Origin of the sequence: Amycolatopsis sp. NPDC059657 (assembly GCF_042734395.1) — a bacterium.
Taxonomy (GTDB): Bacteria; Actinomycetota; Actinomycetes; order Mycobacteriales; family Pseudonocardiaceae; genus Amycolatopsis.
On record NZ_JBHWEB010000090.1, the window covers coordinates 1 to 25,784 of the forward strand.

Here is a 25,784-nt window from a genome sequence, read left to right on the forward strand (position 1 = left end):
CCCGTCGAGTTCGAGACCCTGTACAAGTCAGGCGACCTGATCAGCCTGGTCGCCTGACCCCAACAACGAGTCTCTACCGAACCCGGGGCGGTTCATGGCGACCCGGGCGTAGGCGAGTTGCGCACTCGGGTGCCCCGATGGACGCCATGCGTACACAGATGGACGACGCGCGTGCATGGATGGACGACACGCGTGCCCAGAGACTCGGGGGAGGTGTTCGGCGGTCGTTGGTTTGGGGGTTACGGGGGGTTTGGGGGCGGGTGGCAGGGTGGGGGTGTGCGAGTCGCCATAGTCACCGAAAGTTTCCTGCCCCAGGTGAACGGCGTGACCAACTCCGTTCTGCGTGTGGTGGAGCACCTGCGCGAGCGGGCGCATGATGTGCTGATCATCGCGCCGGGGCCGGGGCCGTCCGAGTATCGGGGGGCGCCGGTGGTGCGGATTCCGGCGCTGGACTTCCCCGGCGTGCATTCGCTGCCGATCGGGGTGCCGACCAGGACCGTGCTGACCGCGATGGCCGGGTTCCGGCCCGATGTGGTCCACCTGGCTTCGCCGTTCGTGGTGGGGGCGAGGGGGCTGGCGGCCGCGCGGCGGTTGCGGGTGCCTTCGATCGCGGTCTACCAGACGGATATCGCCGGGTTCGCGGCCGCTTACGGGTTCGGGATCGCGGCGAGGGCGGCTTGGCGGTGGGTGCGGCGGCTGCACAGCCGGGCCGATCGGACGCTGGCGCCGTCGAGTGACTCGGTGGAGCAGCTCAGGTCGCATGGGGTGCCGCGGGTGCATCGGTGGGCGCGGGGCGTCGACATCGACAAGTTCTCGCCGTCGCATGCTTCGGCTGCTTTCCGGCGGGAGCTCGCACCCAATGGCGAGTTGCTCGTCGGGTTCGTCGGGCGGCTCGCGCCTGAGAAAGAGGTCGATCGGCTGACCGCACTGGCGGGGCTGGACGGCGTCCGGCTGGTCGTGGTCGGCGACGGGCCGGAACTGCAGACGTTGCGCGAGCGGATTCCCGGCGCCGCCTTCCTCGGCGCCCGGTATGGGGACGAGCTCTCGGAGGCGTACGCCAGCCTCGACGTCTTCGTGCACACCGGTCCGCATGAGACGTTCTGCCAGACGATCCAGGAGGCCATGGCCTCAGGGTTGCCGGTGCTGGCGCCGAACGCCGGCGGTCCCAAGGACCTCGTGCTGCCGGGCAAGACGGGATTCCTGCTGCCAGCGGATCGGGGTGTTTTCGCGGACGCGCTGGTGGACAAGGTGAACGACCTCAGGGATCCGGCGATGCGCGCGCGACTCGGTGAGCGGGCGCGCAAGGTCGTGCTGTCCCGTACCTGGCCTGCCGTGTGCCACGAACTCGTCGGCCACTACGAAGCGGTGACTGGGCGTGCGGCCAAGGCGGCCTAGTGTCCCGCGCCGGAAATGCGGTGCGTGTATCGGCGGATCCAGCTTTCCGCAGGCGAGGCGCCGGTGCGTCCTCGTACCGGTCGTACTCGGACGGACCGGCAACGCTGTCTGCGGGAAGTTGGGCCGTCGAGATATGTGCCTGATTTCCGGCGCGGGACACTAGGTGCACATCGTCCAGCTCGCCAACTTCTACGGACCGAGATCCGGCGGGCTGAAGACGGCCTTGCATCACCTCGGCGCCGGGTATGTCGCGAGTGGACACCAGGTGACGCTGGTCGTGCCCGGCCGCCGGTATGCCGACGAGCTGCTGCCGAGCGGGGTGCGGCGATTTTCCCTGCCCGCCTTGCAGATTCCGGGAACCGGCGGGTACCGGGCCGTCGATCCGCACCGGGTGCGGACCATCCTGCGCAGGCTCGAACCGGACCGCCTCGAGGTTTCGGATCGGCTGACACTGCGCGGGATGGGGGTGTGGGCGCGCGAGCACGGGGTGCCCAGCGTAGTCATCTCGCATGAGCGGCTGGACCGGCTGCTCGAACAGTTCCTGCTGCCGGAGCAACTGGCCCGCCGGGTCGCCGACGCCGCGAACCGGCGGATGGCGGGCAGCTACGACACGGTCGTGTGCACGACTTCCTTCGCCAGAGCCGAATTCGACCGGATCGCCGCGCCGAACGTCCAGCGCGTGCCGCTCGGCGTCGACCTCGCGACCTTCACCCCCGCCAGGCGGGACGGCTCGTGGCGCCACGAGCTCGCGGGCACCGCCGACGCCCTTTTGGTCCACTGTGGACGGCTTTCGCCCGAGAAGCACGTGGAACGCAGCGTGGACACGGTCGCCGAGCTGACCGAGGCCGGTGCCAACGTGCGACTGGTGGTCGCGGGCGATGGGCCGCGAAGACGTGCGCTGGAACGCCGGGCGCGCGGACTTCCCGTGACCTTCCTCGGGTTCCTGTCAGGCCGAAATGAGGTTGCCCGGTTGCTGGCCAGCGCGGATGTTTCGCTGGCTCCGGGACCCCATGAGACCTTCGGGCTCGCCGCGCTCGAAGCGCTCGCTTCCGGGACGCCGGTGGTCGTTTCGGCGTCCTCCGCGCTCCGGGAGATCGTCCGGCCGGAATGCGGGGCCGCCGTCGACGACCACGCGCCCGCCTTCGCTGACGCGGTCACCGGGCTGCTCGACAGCCCGGAGGACTCACGGCGGGCGGCGGCCAGGGCGCGCGCCGAGCAGTTCGCCTGGCCGGTCGCCGTGCGCGGCATGCTGGCCGCGCTGGGCTGAGGTCCTGACTGCTTGCACGCCCTAGACAACCAGCGGGTTGCCTTCGCTGCCGGTGCCGTTGGTCGCGATATTTTCCCTGTTCAGAGCGCTATCTGCAGTCCTATGCTCGATTCATGGAACTGGGGGAATTCACCGGCAACGGTCCGCGCCCGAGAGGGCGACGCGGTCTGTGGATCACCGTCGGGGTAGTGGCCGCGCTCGTGTTCGTGGTCTTCGTCGCCGGTACGACGTGGTCGCTGCTGGAGCCCGGCTATGTGCTCGACGACGGCGAGCTGGCGGCGGACTTCGGTGTGCTCGCGGCGTCCTTGTCGCTCTTGGTGCTGAGCGTGTGGCGGCTGCGGTCCATGAAGCATCCGGACGACGTGGCGATCGATCGGTGGCAGCCTGCTTCGAAGACGCGAGCCGCCGACACCGGCGAGCACGATCTCGACGCCCACACCCGCCGCCTGCGGCTCATCGGCTTGCGTGCCTATGGCCTCATGGTGCTGTGGTTCGGTGTTTTCGTCGGTGGCATCGTCGGCTTGGGGGCCATCGACTCGGCTGCGGAAGCCTTGCTGGCCAACGGAACCCGTGTGCCTGGCGTGGTGGTGGGCGTGCACAACCCGACCAAGGGGGCACCGTCGATCGGTGTCTCGTACCACGTCGGACAGGCGTTGCACTACGCCGTGATCGACCGGGACACCGACCTGACGTACTTCGAGTTCCAAAGCGTCACCGTGATCTACGACCCGGCCGATCCCGACCGCGTACGGACCCTGGAAGAGAAGAACAACAGCGACTTTCTCACCGGTTTGTGCGTGGTGCCGATGCTGCTCGCACTGGTCTTCATGCCCTGTTGCGCGTTCGCAGGGGCCGCGTGGCGACGCCGGTACCGGGCGGTGCTGAAGACCGGCTGGCGGTCGGCCAGGGTGACCGTGGTGCCCGACTACCCGATCCGCAAGAACCGGGACATGCCTGACCTCCACGTGAGCTACGACGACGGGACGAACGCCAGGCTGCGTGCGCTCGCCTCGACCCACGGGTCCACGAACCTGAGGCATGAACCCGACCGGAAGGCCTGGGTCGGCGGCACCGGACGAACCATGGTCGTGCTCTTCGAGCGCGGCCGCTGGCGGAACGTGCCGTACGCGGTGCCCGCCAAGGCACTTGGCCTGACCGATCACCGGTTCCTCGGCTGACTTCGCTCTTCGGTTTTCAAACATCGCTCACACCTCCAAGCTACGCCCGGCCGCACAGGTGTTCGATCACTCGATGGGGTGGAGCCTGAGGGCGAGCGGGCTCTCAACCAGGCCGGTCTACGCTTCGGCTATGTCACGAGCGAGTCTGGACAAGGATCCGCACGAAGTCGCCGCCATGTTCGACGACGTCGCGTCCGGTTACGACCGGGCGAACTCGTTCATGACCTTCGGGTTCGACCGCCGCTGGCGCAACACCACCGCGCGCGTGCTCGACGCCAAGCGCGGCGAGAAGGTGCTCGATCTCGCCGCCGGCACCGGCGTCTCGACCGTCGAGTACACCCGCAACGGCGCGTGGTGCCTCGCGGCCGACTTCTCGTTCGGGATGCTCAAGGCGGGCAAGCACCGCAAGGTCCCGATGGTCGCAGCCGACGCGCTGAACCTCCCGTTCGCCGACGAGAGCTTCGACGTCGCGACCATCACGCTCGGGATCCGCAACTTCGTCGACACCAAGGCCGCGCTCGCCGAGATCGCGCGCGTGGTCAGGCCGGGCGGTCGGCTGGTGATCTGTGAGGTGTCGACGCCCACATTCGGGCCGCTGCGGTTCGTCTACCGCAAGTTCATGCTCCGCGCGATGACCTGGGTCGGCCGCCGCTTCTCCAGCAACCCCGACGCCTACGCCTACCTGGCCGAATCGATGCTGGAATGGCCCGCGCAGCGCCAGTTCGCGGAGATCATCGAGTCCTCCGGCTGGTCCGAAGTGGAGTGGATGAATCTCACTTTCGGCGTCGTAGCCGTCCACCGCGCCAGGAAGCCCGACGTAGACTCCGAATCATGAGCAAGCGGAACCCCGACCACGACGCCGAAGTCATCGTCGTCGGCGCAGGCCCGGCCGGTTCGACAGCCGCGACGTACCTCGCGCGCGCCGGAGTCGACGTCTTGCTCTTGGAGAAGACCACCTTCCCGCGTGAGAAGGTCTGCGGCGACGGGCTCACCCCTCGTGGCGTGAAACAGCTCATCGACCTCGGCATCGACACCAGCCAGGACGCCGGCTGGGTGCACAGCCGCGGCCTGCGGATCCTCACCGGTGACCAGACGCTCGAGTTCGACTGGCCGGACCTGACCAGCTACCCGCCGTACGGGGTTTCCCGCACCCGCCAGGACTTCGACGACCTGCTCGCGAAGACCGCGGTCAAGGCGGGCGCGCGGCTGTACGAGAAGACCACCGTCACCAGCGCGATCACCGACCACACCGGCCGGGTCGTCGGCGTCGAGGCCAAGGTGGGCCCCGAGAAGACGCCGGTCAGCTACCGGGCGCCGCTGGTGCTCGCCTGCGACGGCGTGTCCGCGCGCCTCGCGCTGAGCGTCGGCATCGAGAAGAACGACAAGCGCCCCATGGGTGTCGCGGTGCGCCGGTACTACAAGAGCCCGCGCCACGACGACCCGTTCATCGAGGGTCACCTCGAGCTGTGGGACAAGTCCGACCCGCGTAATCCCAAGCTGCTGCCCGGTTACGGCTGGGCGTTCCCGCTCGGCGACGGCACCGTGAACGTCGGGCTCGGCATGCTGTCGACCTCGGCTTCCTTCCGCAGCACCGACTACCGCGCGCTGCTGCGGCAGTGGCTCGACGGGACCCCGGAGGAATGGGGCTACCGCGAGGAGAACGCGATCGGCAAGGTCGGCGGCGCCGGGCTGCCGATGGGCTTCAACCGCACCCCGCACTACCGCGACGGCCTGCTGCTGCTCGGCGACGCCGGCGGCATGGTCAGCCCGTTCAACGGCGAGGGCATCTCGGCCGCGATGGAGTCGGCGCAGCTGGCTTCGGAGTGCGTCGTGCAGGCGCTCGCCCGGCGCGAGGGACCGTCGCGTGAACGTGCACTTGAGGGTTACCCCTTGGCCGTCGCGGAGCTGATGGGCGGGTACTACCGGCTCGGCAACGTCTTCGCGAAGCTGATCGGCAAGCCGAAGGTGATGCGGGCCGCGACGAAGTACGGGCTGCGGATCAACAGCATCCTTCCCCTGGTCTACAAGGGGCTTTCCGGTTGCTACGACGCCAAGGGCGGCGACGGCGTCGACCGGCTCATCGCGGCTCTTTCGAGGGTCGCGCCCTCCCCGCGTTGACCGTGGGATAGATCACAGTACGTCCGTTATGCCCCGTCAGTGAATGATCTTCGCTGGTCGGGGCATTTTCGGTCTGCGGAAGTTAGGTAAGCCTTATACCACGGGGGCTAGGGACAAGACTGTGAGTCACGTCCTACACTCGCCCCATGCTTTGTGAATCGCTTCACAACTTTGACGGGTCGCTTGTGAAGATTTTCACAAGCAAGCACGGCCCGTAAGGGTGCCCTAACCCTCAGACGTGTGATCCAGGTCCCTTAGGGTGCCGTCCGAGGGCTGTCTCAACCAAGCCCAACTCGATCCCGCAGCGGCGCGGAAAGGATGGCGAAACCCGTGCTGATGTTGGCCGCCACCGAACAGGTGGCACAGGCTCCGACGCCTGGCCTGAAGATGTACCTCCCGTTGGTCTTCCTCTTCGTGATGGCACTCGGCTTCGCCGTGCTGTCCGTGCTCTTGGGGCCGCTGGTCGGCCCGAGCCGATACAACAAGGCCAAACTCTCGGCCTACGAATGCGGGATCGAACCCTCGCCGCAGCCCATCGCGGGTGGCGGCCGGATGCCCGTCGCTTACTACATCACCGCGATGCTGTTCATCCTGTTCGACATCGAGATGGTCTTCCTCTACCCGTTCGCGGTGAGCGCGGACGCTCTCGGCATGTTCGGCCTGGTGGAGATCGTGCTGTTCATCGTCACCGTCGGGTTCGCGTACGCCTATGTGTGGCGGCGCGGCGGGCTGGATTGGAACTAGAGCCATGGGTCTGGAAGAGAAACTCCCCAACGGAATCCTGCTGGCCAGCCTGGAAGGGCTGGTCAACTGGGCGCGCAAGAACTCACTGTGGCCCGCGACCTTCGGCCTCGCCTGCTGCGCGATCGAGATGATGACGGTCGGTGGCTCGCGCTACGACATCGCCCGCTTCGGCATGGAGCGCTTCAGCGCGACCCCGCGCCAGGCGGACCTGATGATCGTCGCCGGTCGCGTGACCCAGAAGATGGCTCCCGTCCTGCGTCAGATCTACGACCAGATGGCCGAGCCGCGCTGGGTGCTGGCGATGGGTGTCTGCGCCTCGTCCGGCGGGATGTTCAACAACTACGCCGTGGTGCAGGGCGTCGACCACATCGTGCCGGTCGACATGTACCTCCCCGGCTGCCCGCCGCGCCCGGAAATGCTGCTCGACGCGATCCTCAAGCTGCACGCCAAGATCCAGGACGAGCCGATCAACGCCCGCAGGGCCGCGATCCGCGAGGCCAGTGGCGCGCGCACCGAACTGATCGCTTCGTCCATCAAGTACGCGAAGAAGTGAGCGAAGTGCCTGAGACCCCAGAAGTTGGCGGCGAGCAGTCCAGCGCCGACCGTCCGGAAGGCGGGCTGGAGCCGCGAGGCGCCCGTCCCGCTGAGCCCGTCGTCACCGGCCGCGAACGCCAGGGCATGTTCGGTGTCTCCGGCACCGGTGACACCTCCGGCTACGGCGGCGTCCGGCTCCCGGCGTACGCGCCGGCGCCCGCCGAGCGTCCGTACGGCGGCTGGTTCGACGAGTTCGCCGACGAGTTCTACGCGGCGCTGGCGGACAACAAGATCCCGGCCGAAGCCATCCTGCAGACCACGGTCGACCGCGGCGAGATCACCTTCTACGTCGACCGCGAGCACCTGGTCGCCATCTGCCGGACGCTGCGCGACGACGGCGGCCTGCGCTTCGAGCTGTGCAGTTCCGTCTCCGGTGTCGACTACGGCGTCGACATCCCGCAGCGCCTGCACGCGGTGTACCACCTGACCTCGATGACCTACCGCCGCCGCATCCGGCTCGAGGTCACCATGGACATCGAGGACCCGCACGTGCCGTCGATCGTCGAGGTCTACCCGACGGCCGACTGGCAGGAACGCGAAGCCTGGGACATGTTCGGCATCGTCTTCGACGGTCACCCGGCGCTGACCCGCATCCTCATGCCGGACGACTGGGACGGCCACCCCCAGCGCAAGGACTACCCGCTCGGCGGGATCCCGGTCGAATACAAGGGCGCGGAAATCCCGCCGCCGGACCAGCGGAGGTCGTACTCGTGAGCACCGAACACCTCGCCGACGTGACAACCGGCACGGACACGAGCCCGCAAGGTTCCGACAGCACCGAGTACGCCGACTCGCGCGACACCACCGAAGGCCGCGTCTACAGCGTCTCCGGCGGTGACTGGGACGACGTCGTCGCCGACGCGCTGCACGACGAGCGCATGGTCATCAACATGGGCCCGCAGCACCCGTCGACGCACGGCGTGCTCCGGCTCGTGCTGGAGATGGAGGGCGAGACCGTCACCCAGCTCCGCTCGGTCATCGGCTACCTGCACACCGGGATCGAGAAGAACTGCGAATACCGCACCTGGACCCAGGGCGTCACCTTCGTGACGCGCATGGACTACCTGGCGCCGCTGTCGACCGAGATGGCGTACTGCCTCGCGGTCGAGAAGCTGCTCGGCATCCAGGCCCCGCCGCGCGCGGAGCTGCTGCGGGTGCTGCTGCTGGAGATCAACCGCATCGGCTCGCACCTGGTCTACATCGCCACCGGCGGTATGGAGCTCGGCGCGACCACCGCCATGACGCTCGGCTTCCGTGAGCGCGAAGAGGTGCTGCACCTGCTGGAGCACCTGACCGGCCTGCGGATGAACCACGCGTTCATCCGCCCCGGCGGCCTCGCGCAGGACATGCCCGCTGACTACCACGAGAAGGTCACCGAGTTCGTCAAGACGATGGACTCCCGGCTTCCCTTGTACGACAAGCTGTTCACCGGTCAGCCGATCTGGCGCAACCGGCTCAAGGGCGTCGGCTACCTGCCCGTCGACGCCTGCCTCGCGCTCGGTGTCACCGGCCCGGTGCTGCGCAGCGCCGGTCTCCCGTGGGACCTGCGCAAGACCGAGCCGTACTCGCGCTACGACGAGTTCGAGTTCGACATCCCGACCTCGAACGACGCCGACTGCTGGGCGCGGTACCTGATCCGTGTCGAGGAGATGCACCAGAGCCTGCGGATCATCAAGCAGGCGCTGAAGATGCTCGAGCCGGGCCCCGTCATGGTCGAGGACAAGAAGATCGCGTGGCCCGCGCAGCTTTCGGTCGGCAGCGACGGCATGGGCAACTCGCTCGAGCACGTCCGCAAGATCATGGGCCAGTCCATGGAGTCGCTCATCCACCACTTCAAGCTGGTGACCGAGGGCTTCAAGGTGCCGCCCGGCCAGGTCTACGTGCCGGTCGAGTCGCCGCGCGGCGAGCTGGGCGCGCACCTGGTGTCCGACGGCGGCACGCGGCCGCTGCGGGTGCACGTGCGCGAACCGAGTTTCGTGAACCTGCAGTCGATGCCCGCGATGGCCGAAGGCGGGCTGGTGGCCGACGTGATCGCCGCCATCGCCTCGATTGACCCCGTCATGGGGGGAGTGGACCGATGACCGCTGCACCAGAAGTCATTTTCGACGAGGACATCGTCGCGAAGGCCGAGAACCTGATCGCGCGCTACCCGCAGTCGCGGTCGGCGCTGCTGCCGATGCTGCACCTGGTGCAGTCGGTGCAGGGTTACGTCAGCCAGGAGGGGATTTCCTTCTGTGCCACGCAACTCGGCCTGTCCGACGCCGAGGTCAGCGCGGTCGCGACGTTCTACACCATGTACAAGCGCCGCCCCTGCGGCGAGCACCTGGTGAGCGTCTGCACGAACACGCTGTGCGCGGCCATGGGCGGCGACGCGATATACAAGAAGCTCCAGACGCACCTCGGTTCCGAGGAAAAGCCCTTGGGGCACAACGAAACCGACGAGTCGGGCAAGATCACGCTCGAGCACGCCGAGTGCCTCGCGGCCTGCGACCTCGCCCCGGTGATCCAGGTCAACTACGAGTACTTCGACAACCAGACCGAGGACAAGGCCGTCGCGCTGGTCGACGCGTTGCAGGCAGGCAAGAAGCCGCAGCCGACGCGTGGTGCGCCGCTGACCGACTTCAAGGGTGCCGAACTGCAGCTCGCCGGGTTCTTCCCCGACGACCCGGTCCAGTACCGCGCGGACATCGACGGTCCTTCGCAGGCCGTCGAAACGCTGCGTGGCGCGCAGATCGCGCAGGAGCGCGGCTGGACCGCGCCGGTCATGGACGACGTTCCGCTGCCTGAGGTGGAGAAGAAGTAATGGCTGATCCCATCACGCCGGTGCTCACCAAGCGCTGGCTCTCTCCCAAGTCCTGGACGATCCAGTCCTACGAAGCGCTGGAGGGCTACACCGCCGTCCGCAAGGCGCTGAAGGGCACGCCGGAGCAACTCGTTCAGCTGGTCAAGGACTCCGGCCTGCGCGGCCGTGGTGGCGCCGGGTTCCCGGCCGGCATCAAGTGGTCCTTCATGCCGCCGAACGAGGACAAGCCGCACTACCTGGTGATCAACGCCGACGAGGGCGAGCCGGGTACCTGCAAGGACATCCCGCTGATGATGGCGGACCCGCACTCGCTGATCGAGGGCTGCATCATCGCCTCGTACGCGATGCGCTCGCACCACTGCTTCATCTACGTCCGCGGTGAGGCGCTGCACTGCATCCGCCGCCTGAACGCCGCCGTGCGCGAGGCCTACGACGCCGGATACCTCGGCATCGACATCCTCAAGTCGGGCTTCGACCTGGACATCACCGTCCACGCGGGCGCCGGCGCGTACATCTGCGGTGAAGAGACCGCGCTGCTCGACTCGCTGGAAGGCCGACGCGGCCAGCCGCGACTCAAGCCGCCGTTCCCCGCGGCCGCCGGGCTCTACGCCGCGCCGACCACGGTCAACAACGTCGAGACCATCGCCAGCGCGCCGTTCATCGTCAACGGCGGCTCGGACTGGTTCCGCCAGATGGGCCGTGAGAAGTCGCCTGGCCCCAAGATCTACTCGATCTCGGGTCATGTGGAGAAGCCAGGTCAGTACGAGTGCCCGCTCGGCACCACGCTGCGCGAGCTGCTCGACATGGCAGGCGGCATGAAGGACGGCATCCCGCTGAAGTTCTGGACGCCGGGTGGCTCGTCGACGCCGATGTTCACCGCGGAGCACCTCGACGTCCCGCTGGACTTCGAGGGCGCGGCGGAGGCCGGGTCCATGCTCGGCACCACGGCCGTGCAGGTCTTCAACGAGACGGTTTCCGTGCCGTGGGCCGTGATGAAGTGGACGCAGTTCTACGAGCACGAGTCCTGTGGCAAGTGCACCCCGTGCCGCGAGGGCACGTACTGGCTGGCACAGATCCTCGAGCGGATGGTCGACGGCAAGGGCACCGAAGAGGACATCGACACCCTCCTCGACGTCTGCGACAACATCCTCGGCCGCTCGTTCTGCGCGCTCGGTGACGGCGCCGTCTCGCCGATCACCAGTGGCATCAAGTACTTCCGCGACGAGTTCCTGGCGTTGTGCGAGACGAACAAGCGCGAACTGGTTGGGGCAGAAGCATGACGATGGCGCCAGAAGAGCCGAAGACCGAGACGCCGGTGCCCGAAGGCCACGTCAAGCTGGTCATCGACGGTGAAGAGGTCATCGCGCCCAAGGGCGAGCTGCTGATCCGCACCGCCGAGCGCCTCGGCACGGTCATCCCGCGGTTCTGCGACCACCCGCTGCTCGACCCGGCAGGCGCCTGCCGCCAGTGCCTGGTCGAGGTCGAAATGGGCGGCCGCCCGATGCCGAAGCCGCAGGCCTCGTGCACCATGACGGTCGCCGACGGCATGGTCGTGAAGACGCAGCTGACCTCGGCTGTCGCGGACAAGGCGCAGCAGGGCGTGATGGAGCTGCTGCTCATCAACCACCCGCTCGACTGCCCGATCTGCGACAAGGGCGGTGAGTGCCCGCTGCAGAACCAGGCGCTGGCGCACGGCCGCGCGGAGTCGCGGTTCGTCGACACCAAGCGGACCTTCCAGAAGCCGCTGCCGATCTCGTCGCAGGTGCTGCTGGACCGGGAACGCTGCGTGCTCTGCCAGCGCTGCACCCGGTTCTCGCGTGAGATCGCCGGTGACCCGTTCATCGAGCTGCTCGAGCGCGGCGCGCACCAGCAGATCGGTACCGCGGAGACCGCGGACGTGCTGGACCTGGCTTCGCGGACGACGTCCGGCCAGCCGTTCCAGTCGTACTTCTCCGGCAACGTCATCCAGATCTGCCCGGTCGGCGCGCTGACCAGCGCGGCGTACCGGTTCCGCTCGCGGCCGTTCGACCTGGTGTCCTCGCCGAGCGTGTGTGAGCACTGCTCCTCGGGCTGCGCCGAGCGGACGGACTTCCGCCGCGGCAAGGTCACCCGCAAGCTCGCCGGTGACGACCCGCAGGTCAACGAGGAATGGCTGTGCGACAAGGGCCGGTTCGCGTTCCGGTACGCACAGGCAGCCGACCGCATCCGGCGCCCGCAGGTGCGCAACCCGGAGACCGGTCAGCTCGAAGAGGCCTCGTGGACGGACGCGCTGCGTGCCGCCGCCGCCGGTCTCACCAAGGCCCGTGACGGCAAGGGCGTCGGCGTGCTGCCCGGCGGCCGCCTGACCGTCGAGGACGCGTACGCGTACTCGAAGTTCGCGCGGATCGCCTTGCGTACCAACGACATCGACTACCGCGCGCGTGCGCACTCCGCGGAGGAGCTCGACTTCCTCACCTCGCGGATCGTCGGCACGACGCCGGTCGACGGCGTCACCTTCGACGGCATCGAGAAGTCGCGCACCGTGCTGTGCGTGGCCTTCGAGCCGGAGGACGAGGCGCCGATCGTGTTCCTGCGGCTGCGCAAGGCGGCTCGCAAGAACCGCACCCGCGTTGTCCACTTGGGACAGTGGACGACCTCGTCCGTCGAGAAGACCTTCGGTGAGCTGCTGGCCTGCGTGCCGGGTGGCGAAGCCACCGCGCTCGACGGAATCGCTTCCCACGCACAGGATTTGGACCAGGCGCTCTCCTCGGACGGCGCGGTCATCCTGGTCGGCGAGCGTGCCGCCGAGGTGCCGGGCCTGTTCTCCGCCGTGCATCGGCTGGCCGAGCGCACCGGCGCCAAGGTCGCGTGGATCCCGCGTCGTGCGGGTGAGCGTGGCGCGCTGGAAGCGGGCGCCGTGCCGACTCCGCTCGGCGAAGAGGTCGGAAAGGCTTGGGGCGTAACGCTTCCCGCCGAACCCGGCCGGGACCTCAACGGCATCATCGCCGCCGCGGCCGAAGGCCAGCTCGATGGTCTGCTCGTCGGCGGGGTCGACCCGTACGACCTGCCGAACCCCGAGCAGGCGCTCGTCGCGCTCGAAGCCGCGTTCGTCGTCAGCCTCGAACTCCGCCCGAGCGCGGTCACCGAGGTCGCCGACGTGGTGCTCCCGATCGCCCCTGCGGTCGAGAAGCCGGGCACCTTCCTCAACTGGGAAGGCCGCGAGCGCCCGTTCGACGTGACGCTCGAAGGCACCGGCGCGCTGGCGGACTGCCGGGTGCTCGACACCCTCGCGGTCGAGATGGACGCCGACATCTTCACGCAGACGCCCGCCGCCGCTGCCGCGGACTTCAAGAAGCTGCCCGGCCGTCCCAAGGCGGGCGAGTTCACCCTCGTCACGTCGTCGAACGGGCAGGCGGCCGGAGCGGGCAAGGCCGTGCTCAGCACCTGGAAGCAGATGCTGGACAACGGTTCGCTGCAGGTCGACGAGCCGAACCTCAAGGGAACGCAGCGGCCTGCGGTCGCTCGCGTCTCCGAGGCGACGGCGAAGGGACTTGGCGGCAGCGTCAAGGTTTCGACCGAGCGTGGCGCGATCACGCTGCCACTGGTCGTCGCCGATCTGCCGGATGGCGTCGTCTGGATCCCGTCCAATTCGGACGGTTCCGAGGTCCGCAGGACACTCGGCGCCGGACACGGCTCCGTCGTGAGCATCACCGGAGGTGAGCAGTGACCGGAGGATTCCTCGCCCAGGCCCCGGAACACCTGACCAGGGCCCAGCTGCTGGCGAACGACCCGTGGTGGCTGACGCTGATCAAGGCCGTCGTCATCCTGCTGATCGGCCCGATCCTGACGATCCTGCTGATCGTCTGGGAGCGCAAGGCGGTCGGCCGGATGCAGAACCGGCCAGGCCCCAACCGGGTCGGCCCGAACGGCTACCTGCAGTCATTGGCCGACGCGATCAAGCTCCCGTTCAAGGAGCAGATCATCCCGGACACGGCCGACCGCAAGGTGTACTTCCTCGCGCCGGTCATCTGCGTGGTGCCTTCGCTCATCGCGCTGTCGGCCATCCCGTTCGGCCCCGAGGTCTCCATCTTCGGTCACCGCACGGTGCTGCAGCTGATGGAACTCCCGGTCGGTGTGCTGGTGATCCTCGCCTGCTCCTCGATCGGCGTGTACGGGCTCGTGCTCGCCGGCTGGGCGTCCGGCTCGCCGTACCCGCTGCTCGGCGGTATCCGTTCGGCGGCGCAGGTCATCTCGTACGAGATCGCGATGGGCCTCTCGATCGTCGCGGTCATCCTGTACTCGGGTTCCATGGCCACCGGCGACATCGTCCACGCGCAGGAACACGGCTGGTACTTCTACATCCTGCCGGTCAGCTTCGTGATCTACGCGATCTCGATGGTCGGCGAGACCAACCGCGCGCCGTTCGACCTCCCCGAGGCCGAATCCGAGCTGGTCGGCGGTTTCCACACCGAGTACAGCTCGATGAAGTTCGCGATGTTCTTCCTCGCCGAGTACGTCAACATGGTGATCGTGTCGTCGTTCGCGGTGACGCTGTTCCTCGGCGGTTACCTGTTCCCGTTCGTCGGCGCCGATCACGCGCTCAACCAGGGCTGGCTGCCGCTGGTCTGGTTCGGGATCAAGCTGTTCACGCTGCTGTTCGGGTTCATCTGGCTGCGCGGCACGCTGCCGCGGCTGCGCTACGACCAGTTCATGCGGCTGGGCTGGAAGGTCCTCGTCCCGCTGAACCTCGTCTGGATCCTCGCGGTCACCGCGATCCGCGCGGTCAACCACTCCGGCGGCTGGTCGACCCCGTCGATCCTGATCGGCATCGGCACCGTGCTCGTGGTCGCCGTGCTGCTGACGTTGCTGCTGCCGGACAAGAAGATCCCGGACGACGACTACGTGCCGATCACCGGCGGCGGATTCCCGTTGCCACCACTGGATCTCGAGATCCCGGACGAGACACCGCGGCAGAAGGCCGCCGCCAAGGCGCTGAAGAAGGCGGCCAGGCGCAAGCCCGCCGAGGTCTCGGCAGTGAAGGAAGAGGCGGACAATGGGGTTTCTTGATCCCGTAAAGGGTTTCGGCGTCACCTTCGCCATGATGTTCAAGAAGGTGGCCACCGAGGAGTACCCGGAGGCAGGCGCACCGGCGGCACCGCGCTACCACGGGCGGCACCAGCTGAACCGGCACCCGGACGGGCTGGAGAAGTGCGTCGGCTGCGAGCTGTGCGCCTGGGCCTGCCCTGCTGACGCGATCTTCGTCGAAGGTGGCGACAACACCGAAGAAGAGCGTTACTCGCCAGGTGAGCGGTACGGCAAGGACTACCAGATCAACTACCTGCGCTGCATCGGCTGCGGGTTGTGCGTCGAGGCCTGCCCGACCCGGTCACTGACGATGATCAACTTCTACGAGCTCGCCGACGATGACCGCCAGCGGCTCATCTACACCAAGGAAGACCTGCTCGCTCCGCTGCTTTCGGGCATGGAGCAGCCGCCGCACCCGATGCGGCTCGGCGAGAACGAGCAGGACTACTACGTGAACGGCCCCGAGCTGGCTCTCAAGCAGGAGGCTGGACAGTGATCGCCGCTTTCCTGGCACAGGCTCCCGGTATCGAGAGCACCGTCTCCGGCGCCGAGGCCGCCGCGTTCTGGGTGCTCGGCCCGCTCGCGCTGCTCGGCGCGCTGGGCATGATCTTCTCGCGCAACGCCGTGCACTCGGCGCTGTGGCTGGTGCTGACCATGCTCTCGCTCGGTCTGCTCTACATGATCCAGCAGGCGCCGTTCCTCGGCTTCACGCAGATCATCGTGTACACCGGCGCGATCATGATGCTGTTCCTGTTCGTGCTGATGCTGGTCGGCAAGGAAGCGTCCGACTCGGTCGTCGAAGTGCTCAGGGGACAGCGGCTCGCCGCGGCGGTGCTCGGCATCGGGCTCGCCGGTCTGCTGGCCGCGGGCCTCACCCGCGCGCTCGCGAACGTCACCCCGGCTCCGCTGCTCGACCCGGCGACGCCGCAGGGCGGTGGCCCCGCCGGGCTCGGGAAGCTGATCTTCACCGACTACCTGTTCCCGTTCGAACTGACCTCGGCGCTGCTGATCACCGCCGCGATCGGCGCGATGGTGCTGGCGTTCACCGACCGGCACGGCAAGGGCGGCAAGCTCAACCAGAAGGAACTGGTGGTGCTGCGCTTCACCGGCGAGCACGACCGGCCGTCGCCGCTGCCCGGTCCCGGTGTCTTCGCGACCGCCAACTCGGTCGCCACCCCGGCGCTGCTGCCGGACGGCTCGGTCGCCCCGGAATCACTTTCGGCGCTCATCGAGTCCACCGCGGCCACCCGGCTCGAGGCCGAGCGCAAGCTGGTCGCCGGTACGGAAACGAAGCCGGACGCGCACGCGCTCGTTGGCAAAGAAGGGGACGAGAAGTGACCCCCACGTACTACCTGCTGCTTTCGGCGCTGCTGTTCTCGATCGGCTGCGTCGGCGTGCTCGTGCGGCGCAACGCGATCGTCGTGTTCATGTGCATCGAGCTCATGCTCAACGCGGTGAACCTCTCGCTGGTGACGTTCTCCCGGATCAACGGCGGGCTCGACGGCCAGATCATGGCGTTCTTCGTGATGGTCGTCGCCGCCGCCGAAGTCGTGGTCGGGCTGGCGATCATCATGTCGATCTTCCGCACCCGGCGCTCGGCCTCGGTCGACGACACCAACCTGCTGAAGTACTAGGGGCGTGTGTAAACAGTGACCGCATCATCGTGGCTGTTGGTGGCCTTCCCTGCCCTCGGCGCGCTCATCCTGCTCGCCGGCGGCAAGCGCACCAACGCGTGGGGGCATCTGCTCGGCACCGCCACCGTCTCGCTGTCCTTCCTGTACGGCGTCCTGCTGTTCTTCACGGCCGACACCAAGTCCACTGTGGACACGAAGTTGTTCTCGTGGATCCCGGTCACCCAGCTGCAGGTCGATTTCGGACTGCGCGTCGACGCGCTGTCGCTGACCTTCGTGCTGCTGATCACCGGCGTCGGCTCGCTGATCCACTTCTACTCGATCGGCTACATGGCCGAGGACGAGGGACGGCGCCGGTTCTTCGGCTACCTGAACCTCTTCGTCGCGTCGATGCTGATCCTGGTGCTGGGCAACAGCTTCGTGACGCTGTACCTCGGCTGGGAAGGCGTGGGTCTCGCGTCGTACCTGCTCATCGGCTGGTACCAGGACCGCCCGTCCGCCGCGACCGCGGCCAAGAAGGCGTTCCTGATGAACCGCGTCGGTGACGTCGGGCTCGCGCTGGCGATCTTCCTGATGTTCAAGTACGTCGGCAGCACCGGTTACGCCGAAGTGTTCGCCGCGGTGGACAAGATCCCGCCGGGCGCGACCACCGCGATCGCGATCCTGCTCCTGCTGGGTGCTTGCGGTAAGTCGGGTCAGTTCCCGCTGCAGGCCTGGCTGCCGGACGCGATGGAAGGCCCGACCCCGGTCTCGGCCCTCATCCACGCGGCGACGATGGTCACCGCGGGCGTCTACCTGGTGGCCCGGTCGAACGTGATCTTCAACGCCACCGAGGACGGCAGGCTGATCGTCACACTGGTCGGTGCGGTCACGCTCCTGATCGGCGCGATCATCGGCTGCGCGTACGACGACATCAAGAAGGTCCTCGCGTACTCGACCGTCAGCCAGATCGGCTACATGATGCTGGCGGTCGGTCTCGGCCCGTTCGGCTACGCGCTGGGCATCATGCACCTGGTCGCGCACGGCTTCTTCAAGGCAGGACTGTTCCTCGGCGCCGGTTCGGTCATGCACGCCATGAACGACGAGGTCGACATGCGGAAGTTCGGCGGCCTGCGCAAGCACATGCCGACCACCTTCTGGACCTTCGCGCTCGGTTACCTCGCGCTGATCGGTTTCCCGCTGCTGTCCGGTTTCTGGACCAAGGACGCGATCATCGAAGCCGCACTCGCCGGCGAAGGCTGGCGCGGCTGGGTGTTCGGCGGTGCTTCGATCATCGCCGCCGGGCTGACCGCCTTCTACATGACGCGGCTGATGCTCATGACCTTCTTCGGCAAGGAACGCTGGAAGGACATCAAGAGCACCGACGGCCGGGACTTCCACCCGCACGAGTCGCCCCAGGTGATGGCCATCCCGATGATCATCCTGGCGATCGGCTCGGTCGGCGCCGGTGCGTTCTTCGCGCTGGGCGACCGGTTCGCGCACTGGCTCACCCCGTCGGTCGGCGAGTTGCAGGAGGAACACGGCCCGCTGCCCGCGCTGGCGGTCACCGCCGTCACGCTGCTGTTCGTCGCGGTCGGTGTGCTGGCCGCCTGGGCGTTCGTCGGCCGCAAGGAGGTTCCGCTCGAGAAGCCGGAGCGGGTGTCCTTCCCGGTCCGCGCCGCTCGTAAGGACCTCTACGGCAACACGCTCAACGAGACGCTGGTCGCCCGTCCGAGCACCTGGCTCGCCAGGGCGATGGTCTACGTGGACAACAAGGGTGTCGACGGTGCGGTCAACGGCCTCGCCGCGTCACTCGGCGGCGGATCGGGCAGGCTGCGCAGGCTGCAGACCGGGTTCGTCCGTTCCTACGCGCTGTCCATGCTCGGCGGTGCGTTCGTGCTCGTCGCCGCTCTCCTGCTGGTGAGGTTCTCATGACTTGGCTCTTGGCACTCATCCTGCTGCCCCTGGTGGGCGCGCTCGTCGTGGCGGGGATGAAGAACAACGACAAGCTCGCGACCGGCACCGCGCTCGCACTGTCCATTGTGGAGCTGGCACTGATCGTGCCGCTGTGGGCCTCGTACTCGCCGTCCGGCGCGCGGATCCAGCAGGCGACCACCATGGACTGGATCCCGAGCTTCGGCATCCACGTCTCGTTCGGCATGGACGGCATCGCGCTGGTGATGATCGCGGTCATCGCCTTCCTGGTGCCGATCGTGGTGGCCGGCCTCGGTTTCTTCGACAAGCTCCCGGCCGGCCGCAGTGCCGGCGGGTTCCTGTCGCTGATCCTGCTGCAGGAGGCGCTGACCATCGGCGTCTTCGCGGCGACCGACGTGTTCCTGTTCTACGTGCTGTTCGAGATCATGCTGATCCCGATGTACTTCCTCATCGGCGGCTACGGCGGCGCGAACCGCCAGTACGCGGCGGTGAAGTTCTTCCTCTACTCGTTCCTCGGCGGCCTGATCATGCTGGCCTCGGCGATCGGGGCGTACTCGCTGGCCGCCGACAAGCTCGGCAAGGGCACCTTCGACTGGGCGACACTGGTCACCGTCGTCCGTGAGGCGCCGACCGGCACGCAGATCTGGCTGTTCCTCGGCTTCTTCCTCGCGTTCGCGATCAAGGCGCCGCTGGTGCCGTTCCACACCTGGCTGCCGGACGCGGCCGGGCAGGCGCCGATCGGCGTCGCCGTGCTGCTGGTCGGCGTGCTGGACAAGGTCGGCACGTTCGGGTTCCTGCGCTACTGCCTGCCGATGTTCCCGGCGGCGTCGAAACAGCTCGCGCCGCTGGTGCTGGTGCTGGCCGTGCTCGGTGTCGTCTACGGCTCGACACTGGCTGCCGGGCAGCAGGACATGAAGCGGTTCATCGCCTACGTGTCGATCGCCCACTTCGGGTTCATCGCGCTCGGTATCTTCAGCTTCAACGAGCAGGCCGTGGTCGGCTCGGTGTCGTACATGCTGAACCACAGCCTGGCGACCGGGATGCTCATCGTGGTGATCGGCATGGTCATCGTGCGCGGCGGCTCGACCCGGATCTCCGACTACGGCGGCATGGCGAAGGTGACCCCGCTGCTCGGCGGGATGCTGCTGATCGCCGGTCTGTCCACGCTTTCGCTGCCGGGCACGAACTCGTTCATCAGTGAGTTCCTGGTGCTGCTGGGCTCGTACATGACACAGCCGGTGTACGCGATCATCGCGACCGTCGGCATGGTGCTCGCCGCCGCGTACGTGCTCTGGTTCTACCAGCGGATCATGCAGGGCCCGGTCCGCGGTGACGCGCTGGTCGGTATCGGTGGCGGACCCGGCACGGCGATCGCGCCGGAGCTGGGCGCTCGCAAGTCCATCAAGGACCTCGGTACCAGGGAGATCGCCATCCTGGTGCCCATGGTCGTGCTGATCATCGGTCTCGGCTTCTACCCGAAGCCGGTGCTGGACACGATCACCCCGTCGGTGCAGGCGACGTTGTCGTCCGTGCAGGGAGGCAAGTAAACCGTGTTCCACATTCTCCTCGCACAGGCGCCGGAGCAGATCCCGACGCCGCAGGTGAACTACTCGGCGGTCACGCCGATGCTGATCATCCTGGGCGCCGCGTGCGTCAGCGTGCTGTTCGAAGCCTTCGTGCCCAAGCACATGCGGTGGTCGTTCCAGCTGATGATCAGCCTCGGCGGCATCGTCGCCGCCGGGGTGGCGCTGGCGCTCTACGCGCTGTCCGACGACCAGGTCAAGGCGGGCACCACCACGTTCGCCCGTGCCATCTCGGTCGACCGGCCGTCGCTGTTCCTCTGGGGAACGCTGCTCGCGCTCGGCTTCCTGTCCGTGCTCCTGATCGCCGAACGCGCGGTCGAGCCCGGCGGCGCGTTCGTCGCGCAGGCCGCGATCCGGCCCGGCACCGTCCAGGACCGCGCGCAGGTCGGCTCGACCGGCATGCAGACCGAGGTCTTCCCGCTGACGCTCTTCGCGCTCGGCGGCATGATGGCCTTCTGCGCCGCGAACGACCTGCTGACCATGTTCATCGCGCTGGAAGTCCTCAGCCTCCCGCTGTACCTGATGTGCGGCCTCGCCCGCCGTCGCCGCCTCCTCTCACAGGAATCGGCGGTCAAGTACTTCCTGCTCGGCGCCTTCTCCTCGGCCTTCTTCCTGTACGGCTTGGCACTGCTCTACGGCTACGCCGGTTCGATCAAGCTGTCCGACATCGCCGCGGCCGCAGCCGGTTCCGACCGCTCGGACACGATGCTGTTCGCCGGCATGGGCCTGCTCGTGGTCGGCCTGCTGTTCAAGGGTTCGGTCGGCCCGTTCCACACCTGGACTCCCGACGTCTACCAGGGTTCGCCGACGCCGGTCACGGCGTTCATGGCGGCCTGCACCAAGGTGGCGGCGTTCGGCGGGATCCTGCGGGTGCTCACGGTCGGCTTCGAGTCGACCAGCTGGGAATGGCGAGGCGTTCTTTGGGGCGTCGCGATCGTCTCGATGGCGATCGGCGCGGTGCTCGGCCTGACCCAGACCGACGTGAAGCGCATGATCGCCTACTCGTCCATCGCGCACGCGGGCTTCCTGCTCATCGGCGCCATCGCGATGACCGAGAAGGGCCTCGAGGGCACGCTGTTCTACCTGCTGTCCTACGGCTTCACCACGGTCGCGGCCTTCGGCGTGATCTCGCTGGTCCGCGACTCGTCCGGCGAGGCGACCCACCTGTCCGCGTGGGCGGGTCTCGCCAAACGTTCGCCACTGCTGGCGGCGGTGTTCACGTTCTTGTTGCTCGCACTGGCCGGTATCCCGCTGACCAGCGGTTTCATCGGCAAGTTCGTGGTCTTCTCGGCGGCGCTGTCCGACGGCATGGCCCCGCTGGTGGTCATCGCACTGATCGCCTCGGCGGTCGCGGCGTTCTTCTACCTGCGGGTCATCGTGCTCATGTACTTCTCGGAGCCCGCGGCCGACGGTCCCGCCGTGACGCTGCCGGGCACCTTCACGACGATCGCGATCACGGTCGGCGTGGTGGTCACCCTGGTACTGGGCCTGGCCCCGGCGTTCGCCCTGAACTGGGCGGGCTCAGGCGGCTTCGCCTTCTAAAGCTCGCTTGATCTGCACAAAAGCCCCGTTTGTCACGCTCACGGTGACAAACGGGGCTTTTGCGTGGTGAGTGCCTGGGGTCGTGAGTGGTATGGCCGGTTAGAACCGGCCGTGCCACTCACGAGCTTTTACGGGGTGGGCGAGCAGGCGGTGCGGCCGACGACGACCTCGCCGTCGATGCCCGAGGCTGGCTTGAACCTGATGTGGATCATGTTCAACGCGATGCTTCCGTCACCGGGCAGGTGCTGCTCGTTGAAGGTGACTTCGGCGAGCACCGTGCTGGTGCCGGACTTCTTGAGCGGCGCCACGTAGTTCGCTGGCAGCGGCGTGGGAAGTGTCGGCAGGCCGGTGGCTCCGCTGTAGCTGAAGCCGGCGTTCGTGCCGGTCTGGGTGCCCTTGCAGGTCACCTTGTAGTTCTTGATGTTGATCCGCGGGCCCTTGAGTGAGACGAGCGCGGACAGCTCGAAGTCCTTGCCGGTGGCCTGCGAGTTGGTCTCGGTGAGCTCGTTGAACGGGTCGACCGTGGTGGTCGTGCAGGTGGAACTGCCAACACCGAAGGTCACTCCGGTCTTGACCACTTTCGGCGAACTCGTGGCGGACTGGCCGTCGACGCTGCATTTCGCCTGCGGGGGCACCGTGATGGTGGTGCCGCTCTTGGTGAACGCGGCCCGGCCGGTCGTCGCGATGCCTTCCTCGGTCGCCAGCGCGGGGGTGGCGCCGACCAGCGTGATGGCCAGAATGACCACGCCGCCGACTCCTAGCCTTCTCAAGCTGCTCATCTCGGTCCTCCTCGAGCGGGATACAGCTGGGTGAGGAAGATCGTTTAATTCTCAGATAACGACTGGTAGTGGCGTCACACCTTCGTGACGAGCGATCACCCGTCCGTGGAGATATCCGATCGCGTATTCAAATACAAGACTGTATCTTAGTGACATGCCGACTTACCGTGTCCTTGTGAAGGGCAAGTTCGATCACCCCGACGAGCCGACCAAGGCCCGCCTGCGCGCGGACGTCGCCGGGTTCCAGAGCCTGGCGTTCAGCGAAGAGGGGTCGTTCTACTTCACCGAGGCACTCGGCAGCTTCACCTTCCGCTGCTCGGTCGAGGTCCCCGCGGGCCCGTCGGCCGAGCACGACGCGATCGCCGAAGCGGAGTTCAAGACGCTGGAAGTGCTGGAGCGCCAGGACTATCCGTTCCGCGACATCCAGTCGTCGGCCACCTGCATGGACGACATCAAGATCCGCCGACGCTGAGCGGAAACCGCATTTCGCCGACAGCGCCGCGCCTGTTTCGTTAGCATCGCCCCGTTAAGGGGGATAAATGGCAGACCATGAAGCGAAGCTGGCGCAGTCGGTCAAGGCGTTCGAGGAACAGGCCGCGAAGGCGGGCGAGCTCAAGGACAAGATCGCCCAGCTCAAGGGGCACGCGCGTAACCCGGACGGGTCGATCACGGTCACCGTCGCGCCGTCCGGCGCTGTGCTCGGGCTGCAGCTTTCGCCGCTGGCGATGCGTCGTTCGCACACCCAGCTGCAGCAGGAGATCCTCGCGACCATCCGCCAGGCCACGCAGCAGGCGGCCGGGCTGATGATGGAGACGGTGACGCCGCTGCTCGGCGACCGCGCGGCCCAGTTCCAGGAGGCGTTGAACGCCCACGCGCCGCAGCCCGCGCTCGGGCCGACCGCACCACCGCCGCCGAACACGTTGCCGCCGCCCAACATGCCGCCCCCGCAAGCACCGACGCCGGTCCGCACGCCGCGCCGCGGGCCCGCGGACGAGGAGCCGGACGAGGCGCCGTCGACCTTCCTGCAGTCGGAGCCGCGCCCGCGACGGAACCCGCCGCGTCCGGCGCCCGTCAATCATTCGGACGACGAGGATTTCTTCAGCGATCCGCTCAGGGGGTAAGTGGTGGCCGACCAGAAAGTCGCGACCGAGCTACTGGAAGCGCACGGCCGGGGTTCGGAGGACGCGGCGAGCAACTTCGGCTCGCTCGCCGATCTGCTCCAACAGGCCCGCGTCAACGACGACTGCTTCGGGCCGATCGGCGAGCCGTTGGCGTTCAAGTACTTCGAAGGCCTGCAGGAATGCCAGGACTTGGCGAATCAGGCCAAGGGTTTCTTCGAGGATTCGGCGGAAAGGCTCAAGGCCGCGGTCAAGATGTACCGCGAGATGGACCTCGCCGCCACGGAAGCATTGGGACAGGCGTCGGCGGGACTCGACGACGTCGGCGCTGGGCCGGGCAGCCTCAACGATCTCAATCACGGTGGCGACGGCGAACGCAAGAGCTACATGGAACAGCACTCGGGCTACGGCAGCTCGTGGGCCAGCACCGCCAGCGACGTCGCGAGGGCGAGCAGCCCGCCGGACATCGCGATCGCCGCGGTCAACACGCGGCTCGAGCAGCTGCAGGCGATCACCAGTCCTGGCAAGGCGTTCATCGACAACGGGCTCGGCTGGCTGATCTCGATCGTGATCAGCCCGCTGGTCGAGTTCATCCTCGAACCCGCGATCGGCGATCCCGGTCAGATGCGCAGTACCGCCAAGGGCTGGGAAAAGGTCGCCGACTGGGTCGAGAAGTCTGGGCAGCACGAGCAGGAACGCGCGGACGCCACCAAACAGGGCTGGGAGGGCGGCGCCGGCGACGCGTTCCGGACCCAGATGACCGAGTTCGGCGACGGTGCTTCGGCGTTCGCCAATGACCTCCGTGGTGTGCAACAGATACTGGAGTTCGCCGCGGACATGTTCGACATGTTCGTGGAGATCGTGGTCGACATCATCCAGGAGCTGGTGATCGGCCTGATCATCGAATGGCTGGCCGCGCTGGCCACCTCCTGGTGTACCGCTGGCGCGTCGACGGTCGCGGCCGGCGCGACCACCACCGTCCAGCTCGGACGGACCGGCAGCAGGCTGGGCATGGAGGTCAGCAAGCTGCTGACGAAGCTCCAGAAGGAACTGGTCAAGCTGGAGAAGCTGCTGCAGCGGATCCGCACCGGCCCGATGCGGGGGATCATCGAGAAGGCGGGCAAGACGCCGTTCATCAAGAAGAACCCGGCTGTGAAGATCTTGAACAACTTCGACGAGGCGACCGGGTATTCCAAGACCGCGAACCGGTTCGCCAAGGGCAGGGACGGCGCGTCGGCGCTGGCGACCAACCTCGCCGAGGTCGGCGTCAAGGCGGTCACCGGCATGAGCGGCGCCGCTACTGTCGGCGCGGCCGCCAAGAAAGCTGCCAAGGGCGTGGTGCCGGGCGAGGCGGTCGAGCAGGGCGTCAAGTACGGCTACAGCAAGGCAGAAGACCCGTCCACCGAAGCCGAGCGCCGCGAACAGACCGATCGCGGCTTCACTTACGACGAGTAGAGGACATGTCGGGAATTCCAGGGCCCGCGCTGCGGGCCGCTTCCGTACTGCCGGAGCCGCTGCTCTGGGCGGCGTACTTCCGCCGTGTGCAGTACGACATTCGCGGTCTCGGCCGGACCGGTGAGCCCAAGAAGTCGTTACTGAGCAGGGGAACCGGCGCCGCGCTGGACGCCGTTAGCTTCCTTGTGGACGATGACGAGCCATTACCGGACCTGCCACCCGAGGTGATCGTGTTCGGTGCGGCGCCGGACTGCTTGGCGCACCGGCATGCCAAGGCGGGTGGTGTGCTGTGGGCATTGACTCCGCAACGTCTCGCCTTTGTGGACTCCCGCGAAACCACTCCACCCGAGCCTGAGCCGACGTCGTTCGTCGGCAAGGCTTGGAAGTTCGGCAAGGACGTGGTCAACAGCGTCAGCGGAACCGAAGCGCCTCGCGAGTGGTTCGTGAAGTCCGAGGTTCCCGCGGCGATGATCGCCGGTTTCGCGATGGGACCGCGTGGCCCTCGATTGTCGCTTGTGGACGGTTCAGGCTTCGATTCTCCTTTGGCGGAACCCGAAGCGGCCGAATGGTTGATCGCGAAGACGATGGGCGGGCGGTGA

The 25,784-nt window shown here is 67.4% G+C and carries 24 protein-coding genes; 23 read left to right on the forward strand and 1 reads right to left on the reverse strand.

The window, feature by feature from the left end:
- Positions 1–324: 324 nt before the first annotated feature.
- The 19 genes from ACFV15_RS34915 (at position 325) to nuoN (ending at position 21,833) form a co-directional block, all read left to right on the forward strand.
- On the forward strand, positions 325–1,395 hold the full coding sequence (locus ACFV15_RS34915) for a glycosyltransferase family 4 protein (RefSeq protein ID WP_378355944.1): 1,071 nt from the start codon (positions 325–327) through the stop codon (positions 1,393–1,395).
- 163 nt (positions 1,396–1,558) lie between these two features.
- Positions 1,559–2,662 carry a glycosyltransferase family 4 protein gene (locus tag ACFV15_RS34920; protein ID WP_378355946.1) on the forward strand — a complete coding sequence of 368 codons (1,104 nt, stop codon included), beginning with the start codon at positions 1,559–1,561 and terminating at the stop codon, positions 2,660–2,662.
- A gap of 113 nt (positions 2,663–2,775) precedes the next feature.
- Positions 2,776–3,840, forward strand: coding sequence for a DUF3592 domain-containing protein (locus ACFV15_RS34925; protein ID WP_378355948.1), 1,065 nt, complete (start codon positions 2,776–2,778; stop codon positions 3,838–3,840).
- Between the two features lie 130 nt (positions 3,841–3,970).
- Positions 3,971–4,675, forward strand: coding sequence for a demethylmenaquinone methyltransferase (locus ACFV15_RS34930; protein WP_378355950.1), 705 nt, complete (start codon positions 3,971–3,973; stop codon positions 4,673–4,675).
- Positions 4,672–5,958, forward strand: a complete 1,287-nt coding sequence (locus tag ACFV15_RS34935; RefSeq protein WP_378355952.1) for a geranylgeranyl reductase family protein — start codon at positions 4,672–4,674, stop codon at positions 5,956–5,958. The genes ACFV15_RS34930 and ACFV15_RS34935 overlap by 4 nt, the downstream gene beginning before the upstream one ends.
- 336 nt (positions 5,959–6,294) lie before the next feature.
- Positions 6,295–6,702, forward strand: a complete 408-nt coding sequence (locus tag ACFV15_RS34940) for an NADH-quinone oxidoreductase subunit A (protein WP_378356003.1) — start codon at positions 6,295–6,297, stop codon at positions 6,700–6,702.
- A gap of 4 nt (positions 6,703–6,706) precedes the next feature.
- Positions 6,707–7,255 (forward strand): NADH-quinone oxidoreductase subunit B family protein, encoded by a 549-nt coding sequence (locus ACFV15_RS34945; RefSeq protein WP_091293389.1) that lies wholly within the window; start codon positions 6,707–6,709, stop codon positions 7,253–7,255.
- A gap of 5 nt (positions 7,256–7,260) precedes the next feature.
- Positions 7,261–8,010, forward strand: coding sequence for an NADH-quinone oxidoreductase subunit C (locus ACFV15_RS34950; RefSeq protein ID WP_378355955.1), 750 nt, complete (start codon positions 7,261–7,263; stop codon positions 8,008–8,010).
- Positions 8,007–9,377 (forward strand): NADH-quinone oxidoreductase subunit D, encoded by a 1,371-nt coding sequence (locus ACFV15_RS34955; RefSeq protein WP_378355957.1) that lies wholly within the window; start codon positions 8,007–8,009, stop codon positions 9,375–9,377. The genes ACFV15_RS34950 and ACFV15_RS34955 overlap by 4 nt, the downstream gene beginning before the upstream one ends.
- Complete coding sequence (nuoE, locus tag ACFV15_RS34960; protein WP_378355959.1) at positions 9,374–10,099, forward strand: NADH-quinone oxidoreductase subunit NuoE; 726 nt, start codon at positions 9,374–9,376, stop codon at positions 10,097–10,099. Before ACFV15_RS34955 ends, nuoE begins: the two co-directional genes overlap by 4 nt.
- The gene (gene nuoF, locus ACFV15_RS34965; protein ID WP_091293411.1) at positions 10,099–11,379 is read left to right on the forward strand and encodes an NADH-quinone oxidoreductase subunit NuoF; all 1,281 of its coding nucleotides are present in this window, start codon (positions 10,099–10,101) and stop codon (positions 11,377–11,379) included. Before nuoE ends, nuoF begins: the two co-directional genes overlap by 1 nt.
- Entirely contained in the window at positions 11,376–13,805 is a 2,430-nt protein-coding gene (locus tag ACFV15_RS34970; protein WP_378355962.1) for an NADH-quinone oxidoreductase subunit G, read from the forward strand. The genes nuoF and ACFV15_RS34970 overlap by 4 nt, the downstream gene beginning before the upstream one ends.
- On the forward strand, positions 13,802–15,145 hold the full coding sequence (nuoH, locus tag ACFV15_RS34975) for an NADH-quinone oxidoreductase subunit NuoH (protein ID WP_378355964.1): 1,344 nt from the start codon (positions 13,802–13,804) through the stop codon (positions 15,143–15,145). The genes ACFV15_RS34970 and nuoH overlap by 4 nt, the downstream gene beginning before the upstream one ends.
- Positions 15,132–15,659 (forward strand): NADH-quinone oxidoreductase subunit NuoI, encoded by a 528-nt coding sequence (gene nuoI, locus ACFV15_RS34980; protein ID WP_378355966.1) that lies wholly within the window; start codon positions 15,132–15,134, stop codon positions 15,657–15,659. Before nuoH ends, nuoI begins: the two co-directional genes overlap by 14 nt.
- Positions 15,656–16,501, forward strand: a complete 846-nt coding sequence (locus ACFV15_RS34985) for an NADH-quinone oxidoreductase subunit J (protein WP_378355967.1) — start codon at positions 15,656–15,658, stop codon at positions 16,499–16,501. Before nuoI ends, ACFV15_RS34985 begins: the two co-directional genes overlap by 4 nt.
- Complete coding sequence (gene nuoK, locus ACFV15_RS34990; RefSeq protein WP_091293418.1) at positions 16,498–16,797, forward strand: NADH-quinone oxidoreductase subunit NuoK; 300 nt, start codon at positions 16,498–16,500, stop codon at positions 16,795–16,797. Before ACFV15_RS34985 ends, nuoK begins: the two co-directional genes overlap by 4 nt.
- A gap of 15 nt (positions 16,798–16,812) precedes the next feature.
- The gene (gene nuoL / locus ACFV15_RS34995) at positions 16,813–18,708 is read left to right on the forward strand and encodes an NADH-quinone oxidoreductase subunit L (RefSeq protein WP_378355969.1); all 1,896 of its coding nucleotides are present in this window, start codon (positions 16,813–16,815) and stop codon (positions 18,706–18,708) included.
- Positions 18,705–20,255: an NADH-quinone oxidoreductase subunit M gene (locus tag ACFV15_RS35000; protein WP_378355971.1), complete on the forward strand. Its 1,551-nt coding sequence runs from the start codon at positions 18,705–18,707 to the stop codon at positions 20,253–20,255. The genes nuoL and ACFV15_RS35000 overlap by 4 nt, the downstream gene beginning before the upstream one ends.
- 3 nt (positions 20,256–20,258) lie before the next feature.
- Positions 20,259–21,833: an NADH-quinone oxidoreductase subunit NuoN gene (gene nuoN / locus ACFV15_RS35005; RefSeq protein WP_378355973.1), complete on the forward strand. Its 1,575-nt coding sequence runs from the start codon at positions 20,259–20,261 to the stop codon at positions 21,831–21,833.
- A 128-nt stretch (positions 21,834–21,961) separates the two neighbouring features.
- Here nuoN and ACFV15_RS35010 read toward each other — a convergent pair whose 3' ends face one another.
- Entirely contained in the window at positions 21,962–22,612 is a 651-nt protein-coding gene (locus ACFV15_RS35010) for a hypothetical protein (RefSeq protein WP_378355975.1), read from the reverse strand.
- Between the two features lie 154 nt (positions 22,613–22,766).
- On the opposite strand from ACFV15_RS35010, the gene ACFV15_RS35015 reads away from it, so the two are divergent.
- The 4 genes from ACFV15_RS35015 to ACFV15_RS35030 all read left to right on the forward strand — a co-directional run bounded on the left by ACFV15_RS35015 (position 22,767) and on the right by ACFV15_RS35030 (position 25,784).
- Positions 22,767–23,084, forward strand: a complete 318-nt coding sequence (locus ACFV15_RS35015; protein WP_378355977.1) for a DUF6204 family protein — start codon at positions 22,767–22,769, stop codon at positions 23,082–23,084.
- A 67-nt stretch (positions 23,085–23,151) separates the two neighbouring features.
- Entirely contained in the window at positions 23,152–23,733 is a 582-nt protein-coding gene (locus tag ACFV15_RS35020; RefSeq protein ID WP_378355979.1) for a YbaB/EbfC family nucleoid-associated protein, read from the forward strand.
- 3 nt (positions 23,734–23,736) lie between these two features.
- Complete coding sequence (locus ACFV15_RS35025; protein ID WP_378355981.1) at positions 23,737–25,185, forward strand: WXG100 family type VII secretion target; 1,449 nt, start codon at positions 23,737–23,739, stop codon at positions 25,183–25,185.
- Positions 25,186–25,190: 5 nt separating this feature from the next.
- Entirely contained in the window at positions 25,191–25,784 is a 594-nt protein-coding gene (locus ACFV15_RS35030) for a hypothetical protein (protein ID WP_378355983.1), read from the forward strand.

What these genes read in the sequence shown, in the direction of transcription:
- nuoF (WP_091293411.1), top strand. Translation starts at nt 10,099, where the DNA reads ATGGCTGATCCCATCACGCCGGTGCTCACCAAGCGCTGGCTCTCTCCC.
- nuoI (WP_378355966.1), top strand. Translation starts at nt 15,132, where the DNA reads ATGGGGTTTCTTGATCCCGTAAAGGGTTTCGGCGTCACCTTCGCCATG.
- nuoE (WP_378355959.1), top strand. Translation starts at nt 9,374, where the DNA reads ATGACCGCTGCACCAGAAGTCATTTTCGACGAGGACATCGTCGCGAAG.
- ACFV15_RS35010 (WP_378355975.1), bottom strand. Translation starts at nt 22,612, where the DNA reads ATGAGCAGCTTGAGAAGGCTAGGAGTCGGCGGCGTGGTCATTCTGGCC.
- ACFV15_RS34930 (WP_378355950.1), top strand. Translation starts at nt 3,971, where the DNA reads ATGTCACGAGCGAGTCTGGACAAGGATCCGCACGAAGTCGCCGCCATG.
- ACFV15_RS34925 (WP_378355948.1), top strand. Translation starts at nt 2,776, where the DNA reads ATGGAACTGGGGGAATTCACCGGCAACGGTCCGCGCCCGAGAGGGCGA.
- ACFV15_RS35020 (WP_378355979.1), top strand. Translation starts at nt 23,152, where the DNA reads ATGGCAGACCATGAAGCGAAGCTGGCGCAGTCGGTCAAGGCGTTCGAG.
- ACFV15_RS34935 (WP_378355952.1), top strand. Translation starts at nt 4,672, where the DNA reads ATGAGCAAGCGGAACCCCGACCACGACGCCGAAGTCATCGTCGTCGGC.
- ACFV15_RS34970 (WP_378355962.1), top strand. Translation starts at nt 11,376, where the DNA reads ATGACGATGGCGCCAGAAGAGCCGAAGACCGAGACGCCGGTGCCCGAA.
- ACFV15_RS35000 (WP_378355971.1), top strand. Translation starts at nt 18,705, where the DNA reads ATGACTTGGCTCTTGGCACTCATCCTGCTGCCCCTGGTGGGCGCGCTC.
- ACFV15_RS34940 (WP_378356003.1), top strand. Translation starts at nt 6,295, where the DNA reads ATGTTGGCCGCCACCGAACAGGTGGCACAGGCTCCGACGCCTGGCCTG.
- ACFV15_RS34945 (WP_091293389.1), top strand. Translation starts at nt 6,707, where the DNA reads ATGGGTCTGGAAGAGAAACTCCCCAACGGAATCCTGCTGGCCAGCCTG.
- ACFV15_RS35030 (WP_378355983.1), top strand. Translation starts at nt 25,191, where the DNA reads ATGTCGGGAATTCCAGGGCCCGCGCTGCGGGCCGCTTCCGTACTGCCG.
- ACFV15_RS35015 (WP_378355977.1), top strand. Translation starts at nt 22,767, where the DNA reads ATGCCGACTTACCGTGTCCTTGTGAAGGGCAAGTTCGATCACCCCGAC.